The sequence below is a fragment of the Nocardia sp. NPDC060255 genome, assembly GCF_042727395.1.
Lineage (GTDB): Bacteria > Actinomycetota > Actinomycetes > Mycobacteriales > Mycobacteriaceae > Nocardia.
Genome location: NZ_JBHXAU010000014.1, coordinates 162895 through 182186 on the forward strand (window position 1 = coordinate 162895; position 19292 = coordinate 182186).

18 protein-coding genes are annotated in these 19292 nt (G+C 66.8%); 4 read left to right on the forward strand and 14 right to left on the reverse strand.

The window, feature by feature from the left end; genetic code table 11:
• Positions 1-45: 45 nt before the first annotated feature.
• Positions 46-789 (forward strand): arylmalonate decarboxylase, encoded by a 744-nt coding sequence (locus ACFWF1_RS25300; protein ID WP_379289904.1) that lies wholly within the window; start codon positions 46-48, stop codon positions 787-789.
• On the opposite strand, the gene ACFWF1_RS25305 is transcribed toward ACFWF1_RS25300, so the two are convergent.
• Positions 772-1836: a GGDEF domain-containing protein gene (locus tag ACFWF1_RS25305; protein WP_379289906.1), complete on the reverse strand. Its 1065-nt coding sequence runs from the start codon at positions 1834-1836 to the stop codon at positions 772-774. The two genes, ACFWF1_RS25300 and ACFWF1_RS25305, sit on opposite strands and share 18 nt — an antisense overlap.
• A gap of 369 nt (positions 1837-2205) precedes the next feature.
• Entirely contained in the window at positions 2206-3036 is an 831-nt protein-coding gene (locus tag ACFWF1_RS25310) for an HpcH/HpaI aldolase/citrate lyase family protein (protein WP_379289907.1), read from the reverse strand.
• A 187-nt stretch (positions 3037-3223) separates the two neighbouring features.
• On the opposite strand from ACFWF1_RS25310, the gene ACFWF1_RS25315 reads away from it, so the two are divergent.
• Positions 3224-4213 (forward strand): hypothetical protein, encoded by a 990-nt coding sequence (locus ACFWF1_RS25315; protein WP_379289909.1) that lies wholly within the window; start codon positions 3224-3226, stop codon positions 4211-4213.
• A 245-nt stretch (positions 4214-4458) separates the two neighbouring features.
• Here ACFWF1_RS25315 and ACFWF1_RS25320 read toward each other — a convergent pair whose 3' ends face one another.
• Together ACFWF1_RS25320 and ACFWF1_RS25325 are read right to left on the reverse strand one after the other, a co-directional pair.
• The gene (locus ACFWF1_RS25320) at positions 4459-5322 is read right to left on the reverse strand and encodes a class I SAM-dependent methyltransferase (protein WP_379289911.1); all 864 of its coding nucleotides are present in this window, start codon (positions 5320-5322) and stop codon (positions 4459-4461) included.
• Between the two features lie 96 nt (positions 5323-5418).
• Positions 5419-5937 (reverse strand): MarR family winged helix-turn-helix transcriptional regulator, encoded by a 519-nt coding sequence (locus ACFWF1_RS25325; protein WP_379289913.1) that lies wholly within the window; start codon positions 5935-5937, stop codon positions 5419-5421.
• 68 nt (positions 5938-6005) lie between these two features.
• Between ACFWF1_RS25325 and ACFWF1_RS25330 the strand changes: the two genes are divergently transcribed.
• Together ACFWF1_RS25330 and ACFWF1_RS25335 are read left to right on the forward strand one after the other, a co-directional pair.
• Positions 6006-8135, forward strand: coding sequence for an MMPL family transporter (locus tag ACFWF1_RS25330; protein WP_379289914.1), 2130 nt, complete (start codon positions 6006-6008; stop codon positions 8133-8135).
• A 182-nt stretch (positions 8136-8317) separates the two neighbouring features.
• Entirely contained in the window at positions 8318-8812 is a 495-nt protein-coding gene (locus tag ACFWF1_RS25335; protein WP_379289916.1) for a DUF6764 family protein, read from the forward strand.
• 73 nt (positions 8813-8885) lie between these two features.
• On the opposite strand, the gene ACFWF1_RS25340 is transcribed toward ACFWF1_RS25335, so the two are convergent.
• The 10 genes from ACFWF1_RS25340 to ACFWF1_RS25385 form a co-directional block, all read right to left on the reverse strand.
• The gene (locus ACFWF1_RS25340; protein WP_379289918.1) at positions 8886-9872 is read right to left on the reverse strand and encodes a DUF5914 domain-containing protein; all 987 of its coding nucleotides are present in this window, start codon (positions 9870-9872) and stop codon (positions 8886-8888) included.
• The gene (locus ACFWF1_RS25345; protein ID WP_379289920.1) at positions 9865-11457 is read right to left on the reverse strand and encodes an FAD-dependent oxidoreductase; all 1593 of its coding nucleotides are present in this window, start codon (positions 11455-11457) and stop codon (positions 9865-9867) included. The genes ACFWF1_RS25340 and ACFWF1_RS25345 overlap by 8 nt, the downstream gene beginning before the upstream one ends.
• Complete coding sequence (locus ACFWF1_RS25350; RefSeq protein ID WP_379290024.1) at positions 11454-11780, reverse strand: lycopene cyclase domain-containing protein; 327 nt, start codon at positions 11778-11780, stop codon at positions 11454-11456. The genes ACFWF1_RS25345 and ACFWF1_RS25350 overlap by 4 nt, the downstream gene beginning before the upstream one ends.
• 2 nt (positions 11781-11782) lie before the next feature.
• Positions 11783-12136, reverse strand: a complete 354-nt coding sequence (locus ACFWF1_RS25355; RefSeq protein ID WP_379289922.1) for a lycopene cyclase domain-containing protein — start codon at positions 12134-12136, stop codon at positions 11783-11785.
• Positions 12137-12144: 8 nt separating this feature from the next.
• Positions 12145-13125: a phytoene/squalene synthase family protein gene (locus ACFWF1_RS25360; protein WP_379289924.1), complete on the reverse strand. Its 981-nt coding sequence runs from the start codon at positions 13123-13125 to the stop codon at positions 12145-12147.
• Positions 13126-13135: 10 nt separating this feature from the next.
• A complete protein-coding gene (crtI, locus tag ACFWF1_RS25365; RefSeq protein ID WP_379289925.1) occupies positions 13136-14653 on the reverse strand; it encodes a phytoene desaturase family protein in 1518 nt (505 codons plus the stop codon).
• Between the two features lie 13 nt (positions 14654-14666).
• Entirely contained in the window at positions 14667-15782 is a 1116-nt protein-coding gene (locus tag ACFWF1_RS25370; RefSeq protein WP_379289927.1) for a polyprenyl synthetase family protein, read from the reverse strand.
• Positions 15779-16846, reverse strand: coding sequence for a glycosyltransferase (locus ACFWF1_RS25375; RefSeq protein WP_379289929.1), 1068 nt, complete (start codon positions 16844-16846; stop codon positions 15779-15781). The genes ACFWF1_RS25370 and ACFWF1_RS25375 overlap by 4 nt, the downstream gene beginning before the upstream one ends.
• A 624-nt stretch (positions 16847-17470) precedes the next feature.
• Complete coding sequence (locus ACFWF1_RS25380; protein WP_379289931.1) at positions 17471-18340, reverse strand: MerR family transcriptional regulator; 870 nt, start codon at positions 18338-18340, stop codon at positions 17471-17473.
• A 231-nt stretch (positions 18341-18571) separates the two neighbouring features.
• Positions 18572-19123, reverse strand: coding sequence for a hypothetical protein (locus ACFWF1_RS25385; protein ID WP_379289932.1), 552 nt, complete (start codon positions 19121-19123; stop codon positions 18572-18574).
• Positions 19124-19292: the final 169 nt, after the last annotated feature.

The following is a 19292-nucleotide window of genomic DNA, read 5'->3' on the forward strand; positions in this document are numbered from 1 at the left end:
GCCGTGATGGAATCCGAGATAGTCAGGACAACCGGGAGATGATCAATGCCTGACGTATTGGGCTGGCGCGCAAAGTTCGGCGTGCTCGCTCCGTCGACGAATACTGTGGTGGAACCCGACTTCGCACGCATGGGCGTGCCGGGCGTGACCACCCACTTCGGCCGCATCCACATCCGCGACCAGAACATGAGCGATGACGCGGGTATGGACCGCCTGCTCGACCAGATCCGCGCAGAAATGGACGAGACCTGCGCCCGTGTGCTCACCTGCGAGCCCGACTACATGGTCATGGGCATGTCCGCCGAGACATTCTGGGGCGGGGTCGAGGGCAACCAGAGGTTCGTGCGGCAGATCCAGGATGCGACCGGGCTGCAGGTCGCCACCGGGGCCGAGGCCTGCCGTCGAGCACTGACATCGAGTGGCGCGCAACGGATCGGCGTCGTGACGCCATACCAGCCGATCGGCGACGAGAACGTGGTGCGGTTCTTCGGCGAACTGGGCTTCGAAGTGGCCGCGATCAAAGGATTGCGTTGCCCCACCGCAGTTTCCATCGCCCATGTCACCGAGCCACAGTTGCGTGCGGCGCTGCGCGAGGTCGACGGCGACCACATCGATGCGCTCGTGCAGTGTGGCACCAACCTTTCCATGGTCGGCCTGGCCGATGCGGCCGAGCGCTGGCTCGACAAGCCGGTCATCGCGATCAACGCGGCCACCTGGTGGATGGCGCTGCGCGACAACGGTATCCACGATCAGATCGAGGGCGCCGGGTCGCTACTGCGAGATCACTGAGCGATGACCGATCGAGTCCGGCCGCCCCTCGGCGATCACAATGGTGTTGCCGCCCAAGCGTTTCGCTCGATACATCGCGTCATCGGAGGCGCGCAGCACCTGGTAGCGGGTCGGTTGTTCGGCAGCATCCCGGGCCGCGAACAGTGCGACACCAACGCTGACGGTGATCGCTGTCGGAGGACTGGGCATCGTCTCGATCGCACGCCGCAACCGCTCAGCGACCACACCGGCCCGATCGTCCCGCACACAACCGACGACCACGAATTCCTCACCGCCGGTGCGTGCGATGAGCGCATCGGAGTCGGCGGCCGACCGCAGCCGATCCGCCGTCCGTTTCAGCACCTCGTCGCCGATCGAATGCCCGAAGGTATCGTTCACGATTTTGAATCGGTCCAGGTCCAGGGTGATCGCATAACCCGTGGAGCGCCCAGCCCATCCGGAGTACTCCGCCCAGTAGGAGTCGAGACCGCGCCGGTTCAGCAATCTGGTGAGCGGATCGGACAGCGCGTCCATCCGCAGGAGCCAGTGCGAGAGCTGCATCGTCGGCAGTATGACGCCGATGACGGCAAGATTGGCCACCACGACCGCGATGCCGAGCGCACCATCGCCTTGCCATCGCCCGCTACCGACGACCATCGTCACCGACAGCACCACGATCGAAAGCAGTGACCAGCCGACGCACAGGGCCAGGATCAACGGACTGTGGAAGACCGCCACATACGCCCCGGTCGCGGCCAGCATGATGATCCCGAGCGCGCCGAGGACACGGTCTTGAACCAGCATGCTGTCGACTGTGATAACGACATTGATCACGGCGATCCAGGCGACCGACTCGGACTCGCGCGGCCACGGCAACACCCACCAGCGCGACGCCCACAACCCGCCCAACACCGCGGCGAGCATATTCACCGAGGTGCCTAGTGCGCCGCGTACGCCTGCCGGTGAGATCGCCATCAGCGTGGCGTTCACGAGCATCATCGCGCCACCCGCGCCGATCACGACCTTGATCCGCCCGGCTATGCCGTGCGATTCGAGGAACTCGACCACCCAGCGATAATCGACCCGGTACTGCCACCGGGATCGAAAAGACGAGCTCTGGGTCATCGTGATACCCGCCCTTACATCGGCAACGAGACCTACCGCCGGTACTGACCGAACGGCGACCTCACGCGTAGCGCAAGTATGGCTAACGCCAAGCTAACACCCTGCCACCTGAAATCATCCGATCAGTTACCTACGTCACCCTCGCCCATCAGATCTCGCGATACCTGCGGCCAGCTCTGTCCCCCGCCCGAAAATCTAGGGCACCCGCCGGGTTGGCCGGGCTCATCACATCGGCCGACCAGCATATCCAGCTACGGCGTTCCGAATCGACTTGGCCGCAGCACGGATTCGGTGCGTGCGGTGCGGCCGGTTCTATGCCGGGCCGACCGTGTTTTCCAGCAAGCGCCGCGCCCGCCGGACCACTGCCAGGTCCACCATTCTGCCCGCCTCGTCCAGTACTTCCCCGCCTGCGGCGTCGAATCGGGCTACCAGGTCGCGAGCCTTCTCGAGCTCGGCCACGTTCGGCGTGAACACCTCGTTCACGATCGCGACCTGGGCGGGGTGGATGCAGGCACGGCCGCGAAAGCCCATGCGCGCCAGCGATATCGTCGAAATACGGAGTGCGTCGAGGTCATTGAAGTCGGTGCGGACCGGGCCGAGCGGCGGTGCGATCCGCGCAGCGGCGCTGGCCAGGACCACCTGTGCGCGTGCGGCCCATAGCTCTCGATCGTCTGGGCTCGGGTCGACGCCGATGTCGGCGCATAGATCTGTTTCGCCGAGTTGTAGTCGCGCGACGCGGGGCGCGGCGGCGATCTCGCGGGATGCCAGCACAGCAGCCGCGCTTTCCAGCAGCGGGCATATCCGGATGGCGCCGGGCCGTGGCTCGAACTCGCGCAACACCGCGCCTGCCGTGTTGACCTGTGCGGCCGATTCGGTCTTGGCCAGACATACCGCGGCGACCCTCGCGACCGCCACCGCCGCCAGATCGGCCTCGCCGATGGAACCCGGGTTCACTCGCACCCAGATCTGTGGTCCGTCCGCACGAACCTGGCCCAACCAGGCGGAAACCTCGTTCCTGGCTCGATCTTTCGCAGCCAACGGAACAGAGTCCTCGAGATCGAGCAGGACCACGTCGGCGCGACTCGACATCGCCTTGTCGAAGAGTTCGGGGCGACTGCCCGGCACGTACAACGCCGACCTCACCAAAACACCTTTCCCCGTTGGGCATACACCTCACGCTGACCCGACGGTACCCACGGGATCACCAATTTGGCAACAGCGTTTCCTCAGAAGAAACAGTTGACAGCAAGCCGATCTCGAGCGCTAATTGACGCCAAGTAAGAAACGCTATTTCGCATCAGGAAACAGCGTGCTCGTCACTGGAGTCACGATGAACCTCCGAGGTCCGGCCACCGCCGCCATCGCCCTGTGTCTCGCCCTCGCCGCCGGGCCCACGGCCCGCGCCGAACCCGCGACGATGCACGAGACCATCCCGATCCCTTGCGCTGGAACATATTTGCCGATATCGGTCGACTGGCATCTGCCCGTCGGCACCCCCAAGGGCATGATCTGGCTCCAACACGGTTTCGCCCGCAGCAACGCCAATATCGCCGGCCTCGGAACCGCCTTCGCCGAAGCGGGCTATCTGGTCTTCGCGCCGAGCCTGCCGTTCATCGACCTCGCCGGCTGCACGCTGCAAAACCTCACCGGCAACACCGGGTTCCTCGGCGCGATCGCGACACTCTTCGCCACTGCCGAAAGCCCGGACAGCGTACTCGCCCAAAGCCTTTCCGCCGCGGCCGCGCACGCGGGCCGACCTGAACTCCGCTTACCCGAGCAGTACGCCTTCGTCGGCCACTCGGCGGGCGGCGAAGCCGTCGAATATGTCGCCCACCGGTTGCATGCCGACCATCCCGGCACGTGGGGTGGACTGCGCGGGCTCGTGGTACTCGATCCCGTCAAGTCCTTCGTCGGCGACAACACCGACCGAGCTCTCGCCGACCTGGACAACACCGCGCTGCCCATTCTCGCCGTCTCCGGCCCCCCTTCGCTGTGCAACGCCTTCGGCACCGGCACCGACGCCCTGCGGACCCGCTTGCATCGCTCCTATGTCGGCATCCGCATCAGCACTGGCGTACACACCGACGCCGAAGGAACCAGCGTCGACACCCTCGGCAGCCTGCTCTGCGGCACACCGGAATCGGTCAACATCACCACCCTGCGCACGCTCACCCTCGGCTGGATCGGCGACTACTTCACCGGTACCCGATCGGCCGACTACTACCCGCCCGACGCACCACTCACCGACGCGCAAACCGCCCGAAGCGCCGTCGCCCACGTCGGGGCCGCGCCCGAAGCCCAAATCCTCTCGGGCTCATGATGATCCCGCTCAGCGGAGTCGGACCGGCGCGGTCGCCCATGCTTGCGGCGTCCGCGTGTATTTGGTGATGTCGCCGGAGAACACGCCTCCGGCGACACCTGCACCACTTCGATCGTCACCCTCTCCCAGGGTGACGCACAGGGATTCGCGCCGTATCCCGGAGCGGATTGGTGGCCGAATAATCTCGGTTGACTTCGGCGAACGGTCAGCGACCGCCGCGCCGGACGATCGCTGACAACGCCGGGTTATTGCCGATCGATCGGCGCAGCGCGGAGATGCCCACGGTGAGCGGCCCGCAGCACGTGGCCGCCGACCCGATCGGCGGCGGTGCTCAGGGGTGCGAAACGGGCGATCATCCGCGCCCAGTCCAGGTCTTCGATGTCGTCGAAGCCGAATTCGGTGAGTTTCTCACCGATTTCGTCGGCGGTGAACAGCGACAACCATGGCTCACCCAGCCGCTCCATGACGCCTGCCAGCACTTCCAGAATCGCCCTGTTCTGTGGCGGCAGCGCCGATATCGGCTCGCTGTAGTCGAAGATCACCTGTGCGGGCGCGGGCAGCTCGGCAATGAAACGCAACGTGGTGTCGACAGCGGCCGCGGTGAGATACTGCACCACACCGAGCCAGAGAAAGAAGGTCGGTGCGGAGTCGTCGAAGCCGGCGTCGCGGAGTCGTTCACCCAGGCGATCGGTTTCGAAATCCACCGGCACGAACCGTAGCGACGGCGGTACCGGGATGCCCGCATCGGCGACACGTTCGCGCTTCCACGCCTGAGTGTCGGGGTGGTCGACCTCGAAGACAGTTATCCCAGGGTAAGGGTTGCGCAGGCCGAAGGTATCCAATCCAGCACCGAGCACCACCACCTGGTGGACCGTGCCGACACGAGCCGACAACGCGTCCTCGGCGAAACGATGGCGGATAGCAAGGAAAAGCCTTGCCTCCGCGGGTATTCCGTCGTCGGCGGCACTGTCGTCGACCGCCGCGTCGACGGCCTTGGCGATCAGGGCCGCGAGGGGATCATCGAAGATCCGCGGCTCGTCCGCGTACTGATGGAACGCCCGCGCCCGCGCGGCACCCAGCGCGGTCCGGCTCGGCTGACCCAGCTGCATGAAGATCCTTCCTGAGCGACGTACAACGAACCGACTCTCTCAGAAACTTAACCAATTGACAATCAGGCGACATCGCCGCGTTCGCTCGCACATCAGCTAGCGAGGCGCGGTCACCTGGTCGAAATGCGCACGGAGTCCCGCGATCACCTGCACGAGCACGCGGTGGGCGGCCTGCAGATCCTCGTCGGGGAGCTCGGCCATTGCCGCCCGGGTGCTCGCGCCCACCGGGAGGAAGAAGTCGCGCGCGGCGGTCATGCCCTGGTCGTCGTGGTAGAGCATGACCCGGCGACGATCTGTCGCGTCGACTTCGCGGCGCAGGTGACCGGACTGGATCATCCGCTCCACCAGGTAGGTCACCGCGGCGGAGGACATGCCCATCAACCCGCCCAGCTGGCCGGGGGTGAGCGGTCGTCCGGCGAACTCGGCGGTGGCGATGTGCAGCAACGCACGGAAGTCGTTGGGACGCAGGCTGTTCGAGCGGGCGAAGACATGACCGAGCTGGTCGGAGATGGCGGTGAGCGCACGGATGTCGGCCGCGATCTCCGTTTCGAGCGATTCGCGCTCGTCGGCCGAGGTCGAAGCAGGCGCACGCACTGTCCGGTCGGGTTCTGTCACATCGAGAAGAATATCCCGGCCAACTATCTCCGTTGCTTAATAGTTAAGATTCTGAGAGAGTTGGCTGAGTGAGCATCTGGGAGAGATACGCCTCCGCTGTCACCGCACGCACGTCATGGCTGCTATTGCTGCTACTCGCAGTGGTCGCGGGCGGCGTGATCGGCGGAGTCGGCGGGAACGACACGGCGGGCGAGTCCCCGGCGACCCTGCCCGACTCGGCACAGTCAGCTCGGGTGAAGCAAGCGCTGACGCAGTTTCCGGATGCCGGTGCCAGCTCGGCGATCGTGGTGCTGACCCGCACCGATGGCGCAGACCTCAGCACATCCGATCGCACGGCCGCTGCGGCCACCCTGGCACGTACCGCGACCGCGGCCGGGAACCCGAATGGTGCGAGCGCGGGCGCGATGGTCGAGGCCCCTGATCACAAGGCGGTAATCGGGCCGGTGCCGGTGCCAGCCGAGTTGAGTGGATTCGAGCTGAGCGAACAGATCGACCGACTACGGCAGGCAGCCAGGGATGGATTACCAACGGATCTGCGGGTTCAGGTGACCGGCGGCCCAGCCTTCGGCGGCGATATCGCAAACTCGTTCTCTGGCGCGAACACGACACTGCTCGCCGTCACCGCCCTGGTGGTGGCGGTGCTGTTGATAGCGACCTACCGATCTCCGGTGCTGTGGCTGCTTCCGCTGCTGATCATCGGATCCGCCGACCAGACCGCGACCAGCGTCGGCACCGGGCTCGCGAAGCTGACCGGGCTCAGCTTCGACGGCTCCACTTCGGGCATCACCAGCGTGCTGGTGTTCGGCGCGGGCACCAATTACGCGTTGCTGCTGGTGTCGCGTTATCGCGATGAGTTGCACCGCGAATCGGACCACCGCCAGGCGCTGCGCCGTGCGGTGCGTAGAGCCGGGCCCGCGATTCTGGCGAGCAACCTCACCGTGGTCGCGGCCCTGCTGGTCCTGGTCTTGGCGTCGGTGCCGAGCACCCGCAGCCTGGGCGTGCTCGCCGCGGCCGGGCTGGTGGTCGCGTTGGTGTTCGTACTGCTCGGATTGCCTGCCGCGTTGGCGCTGTGCGGGCGAAATGTGTTCTGGCCCTTCGTGCCACGTCCCGACGATCGAGATGCCGCCACGCAGGGCGTCTGGCATGCGATCGCTAGCCGGGCCGTCCGCCGCCCGACCGTGGTCGCGCTCGCCGCGATCGGCTTGCTTGCGGTCTGCGCGACCGGGCTGTTCGCCGTCGATGTCGGCCTTTCACAGACCGAGCAGTTCCGTGTCCGCGCCGAGTCGGTGGACGGATTCGATACTCTGGCAACGCATTTCCCGTCGGGCACGGCCGACCCTACGGTCGTTATCGCACGGGAGTCCGCTACCTCCCGGATCGACGAGGCGTTGTCGAATACCCCGGGCGTGGTGCGCACGACCAAGACCGGCACCACGCCGTCGGGATCGATGCGCTGGTCGGTGGTGATCGACGCACCACCCGGCTCGGGCCGGGCATTCGACACGATCGACACGATCCGCGACCGCGTGGCTCAAATCCCCGATGCGGACGCACTGGTGGGCGGTAGCGATGCGGAAGCGTTGGACACGCGGACCGCAGCGGCTCACGACAGAGCGATCATCATCCCACTGATCCTGGCTATCGTCCTGGTGGTTCTGCTCGTATTGTTACGCGCTCTGCCTGCCGCACTGCTGCTGGTTGCCGTGACCGCCCTCAGCGCGATAGCCGCACTGGGACTGGGCAGTTGGGTGAGCATCCATGTCTTCGGCTTCCCTGCGATCGATACCAACGTGCCGTTGTTCGCGCTGCTGTTCCTGGTCGCGCTCGGCGTCGACTACACCATCTTCCTGGTTACTCGAGCGCGCGAAGAGACTCCGGAACACGGCACCACCGACGGCATGGTGCGCGCGGTCGCGACGACGGGCGCGGTCATCACCAGCGCCGGTGTCGTGCTCGCCGCGGTCTTCTGCGTGCTCGGCGTGCTGCCCCTGATCACCCTCACCCAGCTGGGCATCGTGGTGGCGCTGGGGATCCTGTTGGACACCTTTGTAGTACGCACCGTCATCATCCCGGCGTTGTTCGGTCTGCTCGGGGCGCGTGTCTGGTGGCCGAGCCGCTTGGACGCACAGGCGGATTCGAACCGCGCGCGGCCCTCGCACGGCCGTCCTCGGACCGATCCGATTTCCGCGCACCGATGAGAAGGAACCTTCGATCGAATGCATCGCTTTTGCATCATTTGTTCGCTACGGTGATAGGTGTACCGCGCCGGGATGCGCCGGAGCGGCAATCCGATAACCGCACAACCGATTTCGTCGTGGCCGTCGGGCCGCAAGCCCGTATCAGTCCCATAGAACCTGGCGGTCACGCACAGGAGAACGCTATGAACATCTCTCTCACTCGCCGCGGCGCGGCGGTACTGATCGGCGCAGGCTCAGCAGTGTGCGCACTGTGTCTGTCCGCGCCGAGCGCTACAGCCGCCGATACCGCTTGCCCAGCGCCGGGTGCCAGCGCCTCTTCGGTGACCGCCGCGGGCGCGCAATGCTCTGCGACCAGTACCGGTGGCGCCGCCGCCGCGGCATACGGTCTCGGCGGATATGCCTCCGCCGACGCGGGACCGACGAGTCTGTCGCTGGCCATCGCACAGAACGGCGGCTCGGCGTCATCACGGTCGACCCAGCTGTCGGGTCCGGCCGCGATCGCTGTCGGACCAGGAGCGACAGTTAACGCCGAGGGTGTGCGCCCAGGCCTGGCCATCGGCATCGCCGGACCAGGTGCGACCGTGACCGTCACCGGAGTCACCGGCCCGACCTGCAGCGGCGGGGTCGGCTTCGCCGGCGACTTCCAGACCTTCCAGGGTTGCTTGTCGCTCGGCTGATCAGCGAGAACAGGTCGCCGGTGGCTTCGTCGGCACCGGCGATCTGCTCCCCTCTCGGGGAAACGTTGCCCGGCTATCGATGCCGGGTGCGCAGCTGATAGCGGCGCTCGGCATAGGCGAGGTCGTCGCGCCACAAGCGGGTAGCGGCGCGGTTCATCAGCGGGCGCAGCAGCGGAAGGGTGTGGTGGGTGAATCGGAACCCGGAGCGGTCCGAAGTCGCGATCACGGCCTCGACCACCGCGGTGCGGGCCTGTCCGTCCGGCCCGGGACCCAGTGGGGTGGCATGGGTTTCGACGACGCTGCCGGCGCCCTCGCCGGCGACGATGCGCATCACGATGGTGCGCGGGTCCGGGCAGCGGAATTCCGCTTCGACGGGGATGCCGAGCCGGCGGGTCAGGCGGAAGGTGACGGTGAGCAGGAAGCGGTGGTTTTCCTCGGTGATGCCCTCACGCGGCGGCGCCTGCGTGACGTCCAGGCGCGCGAAGGAGTACGGGTGGAACCACGCCCCATGCCACGGGTCGAGTCGATTCGCCATGATGTCGCGAGGTTCGCAGGTGCCGACCAGCCTGGTCACCGAGTGCACGGTGGTGTCGGCTGGACGGAAGCCGAGAATTGGTGCTTCCGTTGCCATTTCACCGCCGACAGCGTCCAGCCGAACCCAGGCCAGCACCCCGTCGTCATAGCTCGGAAACGGGCACCAGCGGGTGGTGGCCTCGCTGCCACCGACGCGTAATCCGTGCCAGCGGCAGATCAGTCCGGCATCATCGACCTGTCCGATGGCCAGTGGTGCGCCTAGATGTGGACAGGCACCCGGGCCGACGTGCAGCGCGCCTTGTCGATCTCGCCACGCGACGACCTCGACGCCGCCGATCGTCGTGCCGAACGGTCGATCGCCGCGAATGTCGCGGCTCGCGGCGAACGCGTACCAGTTGCCGCTCGGCAGCTCCTGGGACCAGCGCAACGCGGCCCCGATCACCCGGGGATCCGCATCCTGATGGGTCGGCCGCTGCCGCGACCACTTCTCCGGCGAAAACCGTTGCAGCGGTATCCTGTTAGTCATCGGTTGGCCTCTCGCGGGTCGCGAAGGTGCGCAGCAGGGCCGATCGGCCTCGGCTGGGTACGGTCTGCAATGCGTGTCCGGCGCCGCGCCATTCGCGCGACAGCAGGTCGGCGGCGAGCCAGCCGGTGGTCGCGGCGCGCTCCATCAACGCGACCGGCAGATCGACCCGAATTCCGTCGCCCGCGAGCATCAGACGCGCGTTCGGTGTCTCGACACCCGGGCGCCGGGCGAAGTCCCCCGGCGCGAAACGCGGGCAGTCCTGCCGCCACAGCATGTGCTCGCCGACGATGGTGGCGTCGGCGGATTCGGGGTAGATCTCGTGCAGCCGGGCCAGCAGGCTGCCGCGCAGGACCCGTTGGGCGGCAACGCCGGGAATGGCCTCGGCCGCCGCGTAAGCATGCAATTCGACGACGCTGCCGCGGTGTTCGCGGGCCCAGCCCGCCGCCTTGCGCTCGTACCGATCGAGGATGCTGATGTTGTCCAGCGGGTCCAGGTTGCCGGTGCCGAGAAAGCTCGGCCGGTCGGGGTGCATGGGCCGGTCCAGCCATAGCCGGAGCACCGCGAAGGCCGGCGCACTGCCCAATTCTGTTATTCGCGTGCGCCATTCGATGTCGCCGAGGGTTGGCGAGCGCGCGATGATCGCGCGTAACGCCGGTACCTCGACGGCGAGCACGACGGCATCGGCCGGGAGCGTGGCGCCGGTGTCATCGATCAGCACGAAGTCGGCGCCGTTCGATCGAATCTCGGTAACAGTTGTCCCGGTGTGGAATTCGACGCTGCCGGGGCGCTCAGGACTCGGCGGACCGGTGAGGTGGCCGGCGAGTGGGGTCCACAGACTGACATCGAAATTGTCCCGCGCCACGTCGAACACCAGCCCCTCGCTGGAGCCGAGGAAATAGATGTGGAACATGGCGGCCAGCTCGGCGGCGGACATCTGCCGCGGTTCGACGAAGAAGCTGCGGGAGAACACCTCGAACGCCAGGTGCCGGGCGGCTTCCGGGAAGTTGATGCGGCGCAAGAACGTATCCGCGTCGAGGTGGTCGAGCTGGTGATAGATCCGTGGCACCGACACCGCCGCCAGCGGCGCGGCGGCGCGTGCGTCCATCCGGACCAGGTCGCGCATCCGGAAGGTCGGACTACGCAGCGCGAAAGCCAGGGCGTTCCATGGTGGGGTGCGCGGCAAGTTGCGGAAGGTGTCGCGGTGGCCGTCGGCGTCGATGAGCGGGTAGTCATCGAGTCTTCGCAGGCTCGACAGCGTGGGGTCACTGCGGGACAACAACTTCCGCAGGTTGTAGTACTGGGCGAAGAAGGCGTGGAAGCCGCGGTTCATGCCGACCGGGGTGCCGTCGGCCAGTTGTTCGGTCCAGCCACCCACCCGCCCGCCGAGGTACTGCTCGCGCTCGACCACCTCGACGCGGAAGCCGCGCTCGGCCAGGCCGGTGGCGGCGGCCAACCCCGCGATTCCGGCGCCGACCACGACAGCGGTCGGCCGGTGCCCGTCGTCCCCGACATCCAGCCGGCCCGGCCGCGCCGGATACCGCGTCCGGCGCCGGTCTCGGCCCAGTGGCGTTGCCGAGCGGATCATCGCCGCAGGCCTTCCTGGCGCTGCCCGGCACGTTCCCAGCAGAGCAGCACCGCCGTCACCAGCGCGAAGCCGAACATGAAGTCCTCGATCGGAATATTGAACGGAAAGCGAAGCCCGAGAATGTGATTCGGGTTGTAGCGAACGATCGGTGCGGCACGTCTGGTCAACCACCCGTCCACCGGGATCTGGAACCCCAGCACAATGACCATCGACAACCAGTACGCAGGCTTACGCAGCAGGCCGGTACGCAACACCGAGATCTCGAGCAGGCACACGCCGACGACCGCGGCCGCGGCGGGCACTGTGTATCCGATCCCGTCGATACTCATCGGCTGCCCCTGTCCGCAGGCCTACCGACCCGATCGCGCCCGCTCCGGCCGAGCAACGTCTCCACCGCGACGAACGTCAACAGTCCGCACACGGGGACCACAAGGAAGAACAGAAACTCCTCCAAGGGCATCGCCCCGGGGAGCCGAACGCCGAGGACGTATCGCTGATCGAAGCTCCAGACCCCGCCCGCGATGGCGAGCAGATCCCACACCACGAAAACGACCACGACGGGCAACACTGCCGCGAGCAGCAGGCGCGGGCGCCGATATACGCCGGCTCCGAGGAATTCCAGGGGTGCGGTCAGCGCCAGACAGGCGAGCAGGACGAGCAGATACCGCCAATGGTCCATGTCGGCTCCTAGGTCCGCTCGCACTGTTGCGAAATACCCGACGCCCGAGCGGTTTCCGATATCCGCGAGGGACCGCGGCGGGCCAGCCACGCACGGACAAGGCCGGAGGCGCCGACACGCATCCGACGACCGGTGCCGACCCTGGCTCGATGACCGAAGACCTCGAAGTCGTTGTCCTCGATGCGATCCAGAATTTCCGAGTACAGCGTCAGCGCGGTCGCTACGCAAGGCCGCGAGCGCGGTGCGAGCCGGTCGATCCCGCCGCGCGCGTAATCGTAGATTTCCCTGGTGATCTCGTGCTGAGCCGCCAGTGCCCGGCGCACCCGCGGCTCAGATCGCCGGCGGCTGCTGCACCAGGACAGCAACTCACGATCGACGCCATGTGCCGCCAGCTCATCGGCGGGCAGATAGACCCGGTCACGCGCCAGGTCCTCATCGACATCGCGCAGAAAGTTGGTCAGCTGGAACGCTTTACCCAACGCCGCCGCGTAAGGAGCCGCGGCGGCGACGGTTTCGGTCGCGCCGAGGATCGGCAGCAACTGCAGGCCGATCACTTCGGCCGAGCCGTAGACGTAACGGTCGAGTGCGGCGCGATCCGGATAGTCGGTGACGGTCAGGTCCATCCGCATCGAGGCGAGGAACGCGTCGAACAGCTCCGCACCGATGGCGTAGCGATCCGCCGTGTGCAGCACGGCCGCGAGCACCGGATCGCCGCCGCTGTCTCCGGCGGCGAATTGCTGCGCCAGCGAAGCCAATCGGGCCGCGCGGTCGGCCATCGTGCGTGCCGGGTCCACGTCGTCGAGGATGTCGTCCGCGCGGCGGGCGAATCCGTAGAGGGCATGCACGGCGGGCCGCTGATCGGGGGCGAGCAGTCTGGTGGCGAGGAAGAACGTCTTGCCGTGCCGGGCGTTGAGTTCGCGGCAGCACCGATACGATTCGCGGAGTAGCGGATCGGTGATGCCCGCGGCGATCAGTTCCGTGCGCGTCATGGTCCTCCGATCAGAATGCGGTGGGGGCGGACGACGCGGCGCCGCGCCGTGCATGGGTGTGCCCGGTGATGCGGTCGGCGGCGAGCCTGCCGGAGATCAGCACCGGCGGGATGCCGACCCCCGGTACCGTCGACCCGCCCGCGAGCACCACATTGTCGATGCCGCGAATCATGTTGGCCGGCCGGAAAGGCCCGGTCTGTGCGAACGTGTGCGCCAAGGCGAACGGACTGCCCGCGAGCATGTCTTTGCGCGCCCAGTCGGCCGGGGTGACGATCTGCAACAGATCGAGGTCAGCCCAGCGAGCACCCATCCGGCGCTGCGCGAGGTCGAGGATCTGCTCGGCGTAGGTTGTCCCGAACTTCGGCCAATCAATGTGCCCGCGTTCTAGATTCGGCGCCGGCGCCAGCAGATAGAGCAGATCCCGTCCGGCCGGGGCGAGGCTCGGGTCGCCCGCGGTCGCCCTGGTCAGCAGCAGCGACGGATCGGACATGACCTGTCCGCCGTCGATGATCTCCCGGAAGGAGCTCTCCCACTCGGTACCGAACAGCAGCGCATGATGCGGCAGTTCCGGCTGGACCCGGTCACAGCCGATGTGCAGAACGACAGCGGACGGGGCGGCTCGGAGCCGGACCGGACGTCGCGTTCGGTGGCCGAGCAACGCGTATGTCCGATGCAGCTCGGTGGTCAAAACTACGGCGTCACAATCGATTCGCTCATCCTGATCGGTGCGGACGGCTGTCACGCGGCTGCCGGAGCTTTCCAATTCGGTGACCGTGCTCTGGTAACGGAACTGCACGCCGGCCGCGGTCGCCGCGGCGGCCAGCGCATCCGGTACCGCGCGCATGCCGCCGCGCGGAAAGTAGACCCCCGACATCGTGTCCATATGCGCGATGACCGCGTAGGCCGCGAGCGCACGATCCGGCGCTACTCCGGCGTAGAGCGACTGGAAGGTGAACGCTCGGCGCAGGTCGGGATCCGAGATGAACTGGGCGACTTTGTGATCCCAGCGGCGGAAGCCGCCGAGTGCGGTCAACCGGGCCAGCGCCGGGGTCAGCATCGACAGGGGTGACTCGAAGTTCGCCGCGATGAACCGGTCGAATTCGGCTCGATACAACCGCGCGAGCCAGGCACGCAGCCGCCGATACCCGGCGGCCTGCGCGGCGCCCGCGAATTCGGTGACCGAGCGCACCATCGCGTCTTCGTCGCTGTGCACCTCGAGGGCACGACCGTCGGCGTAGAACGCGTGGTACGCGGGTGTGACCGAGGACAGCTCGAGCCGATCCGCGGTGCGCTCCCCCACGGCGTCGAAGACATCGTCGAGCAGCTCCGGCATCGTCAGCACGGTCGGGCCGGTGTCGAGTCGATAGCCGTTCAGGTCGAGTCGGCCCATCCGGCCACCCGGCACTTCTTCCCGTTCCACCACCGTGACCCGGCGGCCCCGTCCCGCGAGGTGGACAGCGGTGGCGAGGCCCGCCAGTCCGGCGCCCACCACCACGACGTGGTCACTACGTCCGGTCACTGTGCGCATTGCGTCCTCCTCGTCACAGCTGCCGTGCGGTGCACAGCAGCGCCATCTGCTCCAGTGCCGAATACCGGTCCTGGTCGAGCCCAGCGGCGTCGAGCGCGTCGCGCGCCTCGACCACGCGCTGCGCGATCATCGCTTCGATTCGTTGTGGTGCACCGGATTCCGCGATCAACGCCCGGCATCGGACGATCGCCGCGGCGCTCAACTCGGGCAGGCCGAGCAGTTCGGTCAATTCCTGGCGGATTGCGGTATCCGCGGTCGCCAACGCGGCGACCACCACACTGGTGGCCTTGTGCTGTGCCAGGTCGTCGTCCTCGAGCTTTCCGGTGAGCGCGGCCGACCCGAAGATCCCGAGCAGGTCGTCGCGTAACTGGAACGCTTCGCCGATTCGAGTTCCGTAGCGGGCCAGCATCATCAGCGTCCGTTCCGGACACCCGGCCATGGCCGCGCCCAGCTCCAGCGGTCGCAGCACGGTGTAGTTGCCCGACTTCGCGCGCGCGATGGCCAGCACCGAATCCATCGTCGGCGCGGTGCGGACATCATTGGTCAGGTCGGCGAATTGGCCGACCGCGAGCTCGATCCGCATGGCGTCATATCTGGACCACACTCGCGCCAGGGCGCTGGCCGCGACGCCACTGTCGCGCAGCATCTGCTCGGCCCACACCAGACACATATCACCGAGCAACGTGGCGGCCGACCTGCCGAAGCGGGACGCGGATCCGGGCAGGCCGCGCCGGCGGTGCTGGTCGGTGAGCCGCACGTGCGCGGCGGGTGCGCCGCGGCGCAGTACACCGTCATCCATCACGTCGTCTTGCAGCAGTGCGAACCCGTGCAGCAGCTCGAGCGAGGCGGCCGCGCGCAATGCCGCCGGGTCCGGCTCGGCACCGCACAGCCAGCCCAGGTACATGAACGTCGATCGCACGCATTTTCCGCCGATGGCGTACTGGCGCAGGATCGCGTCGACGCCCGTGTCACGCAGCTCCTCGATGTCCACCTTTTGCAGAAACGTGTCGAGTTCGTGCAGCATCTCGGCTCGGATATCCGCGTACCAGGTCTCGAATTCCGCGCCGAGACCAGGACCGGTTGCGCCCTGCCACGAGGACGGGCGTGGATCGAAAAACACCGTGCTCATCTCGAATCCCCCTGCTGTCCAATGCGGACACCACCATTCGACGACACCCCGCGGGGGAACTCCGACGGCGACCGGCCGATCTCGTCGAGCACGGCGGCGATGGTCTCGAACGGTGATCGCTGTGCCATCTCGTCGGCGAGTTTGCTCGCCGCGTCTCGGAAACTGTTGTCACGCAACACCCGATCGACCGCAGCTGCCACCGCCGCTGGTCGTGGCCGGGCACCAAGATCGATACCTGCGCCGGTATAAGCAACCCGCGCAGCCACTTCCGGTTTGTCGGCGGTGTCGCCCGCCACGATCAGCGGGACGCCGTGACCGAGGGCCTGTTGCACCCCGCCGTAGCCTCCGTTGGTGATCATGACGTCGACGTGCGGCAGTAACCAGGAGTACGGCACGAAGTCGCAGACGCGAGCGTTCGCGGGTATCGGCCCGAGCGACGCGGTCGAGCCGCCGGTACTGGCCACGATCAGCACGTCCGAGCGATCACCCAACGCGGACAGGGCGGGCCTGAGCAACTGATCGAAATCGTCGTTGTCCCAGGTTCCTTGCGTCACATGCACGACCCGTTCTGGTCCGTGCAGTGCGTGCCACCAGGGCGGCAGTTGTGGATCGGCGGTGCTTGGACTCGGTATCGGTCCGGTGAACACCAGCGACGGCGGCAGGTCGCGCCGGGGGTACTCGAAGCCGGGCACGGTGAACTGCAACAGCCTTTCGGCCAGCACCGGCCAGTCGAGCAGGAAGACCGGCGCCGAACCGAGGCCCTGTCCGCGCAGGATAGCGTCTAGTCGTCGCTGGTCCGCACGGAAAAGCACTTGTCGCACAAACCTGTTCATCCTTGTGTAGTCACGCCCTGGATGCGGTTGCCAACCGATGCCGAACGGCGCGCAGTCGGTGCTGGACAGCATCAACGGGCCGACGCCGCACACTAGAACCGGCGGCCGTCGGCGGCCGGACACCAGCAGCGGAATCGCGCCGGTGAACATCGAATCCACCAGCACCGCATCGAAATCCGAGCGCGCCAGCTCGTTGTCCAACGCCGCGTACTGCGCACCGAGTGGCGCCAAGAACGCAGACCGCAGCTCGGCTCGGCCAATTCTCCAGCGCCGCAACAGTGTTGGACCATACCCTGGTGCTATCGGAGCGATCTCGGCACTGTCCGGCAGTATCGACAACGCGAGACCGAGCTCTTGGACGTGCTTCCGAAACGCCGCCCCGGTGAGCACAAGAACCTGATGTCCACGTCGGCGTAGCTCGCTTGCCACGGTGACCATCGGCGCGACGTGCCCGGGTATCGGGCTCGCGGCCACCAAGTATCGACCCATCCTCAGAGTCCTTCGCTGTTCTGTCGCCGCGGGCTCGGTACCGACAACGCGCTGGCAACGGGTCTGCCGCGGACCGCGCTTGCCACGCGCACCCACAGCGCCGCGCCGACCGGCCATGCCGCTTCGGTCGCGCGGTCGAGCGCACTCGCGACGTGCCACCACCGGTTGCGCAGAACGCACTCGGACGGGAACACCTCTGCGGGGCAAACCCACTTCGACTCCTTCCGAGCGCGGTTACCGACCATGATACGCGAAACGACGCACTAACGGTGCACAGCTTCGCGTCAACTCTCTCAGAAACTTAACAAATCGACAAGACGTGGGCGACCCGGCTCAGACGTAGGATTCCGCCCGAGAGTTGATTCGCTAGCCGACGACGGTCGCACGCACCAGGTATTCGACCGCGTCCTCGAGCACGTTCACGTGCCGTACCCCGGCTGGCAGGTCACCGCCGAACCAGCCCGGTCCTGCCAGCAATACCCCGCTCGAACCAGCGCACACAGCGTGGATCGCCGACACCCGCGCGGTAGCGACAGCCTGCGACCACAACACGACATACGGAGGCCGATCATGCCTCGACAAGGCATCGGCCAGCGCGTCATCCGGCACCGACGGCCCCAGGAAGACGGCGAGTACGCCTCGCTCCGCCAGAGCGGCGCGCAGCACCTCGAGCGGCAGCACATGATTCTCCGCTGCCGTGCAGACCAGCACGATCGGCGTTTGCTCAGCCCGAGGAGGCGGCAACGGAACCGTCCGATGCAGACTGGTCGCGACCGCCCACGACAGCAAATGCTCGACGTCGATGAACCGGTCGCCACGTTCCTGGCGGCCGACGATCTCGGCAAAAGCCGGACGGCACAGCCGGTTCCACGTCACGACCACACCGAAACGGGCGAAGTGCGCGGAGACCGCGGCCAGCAGCTCGGCCGAGTCGAGACGCAGGGCCGCCTGCAGCACCGCGGCGACATCACCGAGTACCGGAGCGACCACCACCCCCGCGGCCCGCGCCGCGCTTGCCGGACTCGCGCCCGCACGAACCAACTCGACCATTCGCCTGATCAACACGAGGTCTGCCTGCGCGTAATGCCGATGCCGGCCACGCTGATGCCCCGACGGCCCTAGCCCGTAGCGCCGATTCCAGCTCCGCAACGTCGCCAGCGGAATACCGAGCTCGCGGGCCACGGCACCGACCGTGAACTCGGCCGCCGTGTCATCGAAATCGCCATGGCCGCTCACCCGCTACTCGCGCTGCCAGTCACCGGGGGTCACACCGGCTCACCGGCAGCGGTGTCGCCGACGCCGGATCATGGAACAGGACGCCTCGGGGACGTGCTGGACAGCCGGCGATCGCCGTCATCGAGCCATCCTCGGCTGCTGCATACCCTCATCGTAGTAGCGATGCATAATTGATGCACAGATACACCGGTATCGATTGTGCGCGCCGCAGCCGTTCGAGGCGCTTCGGCTTTACGGCCCGTCGTGCCGCGCGTCCTCGATTACGTCGAACCATGCCGTCAATTCGGGCCTGCCCGCCAGACACCATTCGACATAATCGGCCTCGTCACGGAACCGGTCCGACAATTCGGTACCCGTGCGCAGCGTCAGCGCGACGTTCAGCAACGCCATCGGATCAAAATACTCATCGTCGTAGGGGCGATCGATGACCGGCGCGTAACCCAGCACCGCGTCGGCGTCGTCGTATCGAGGTTTGTTGACCCATCTGCCACCGTAGGCTCGACGGAATACCTCACCGATGTACCGGTGGAATTGGTCGGCGACAAACATGTGCTGCGGCAGCAACCACGATTCAGGCGTCGGAAAGATCTCCAGCGCAACACTTTCGGCATGATCGAGGCCTGCCGATGTCCACCACTGTTGCGCGTCGACACCCACCATCGCACCGAACAACCGCTCGAGTTTCTCGCTCATCGCGGCTAGCCAGGCCCGCCAATCCGGGTCGCGTTGCGCCTGGAAAAACGCCCGCAACCGAACGTCGTCTACCGCAGGCTCCTCGCTCAACTGCATACCTCTCGCCGAATTCCGAACCAATCAGCATCCCACATTCACCGGTCCAGATACAGACACCCGCTATGGGGGCACTGCGGTCGGCGGCATGGCGTAGACGCGACCGCGCTGACAGATCACGCCGGGGCGCCCCGCGGCTCGATCTATCGCCACTTCCCCGGCG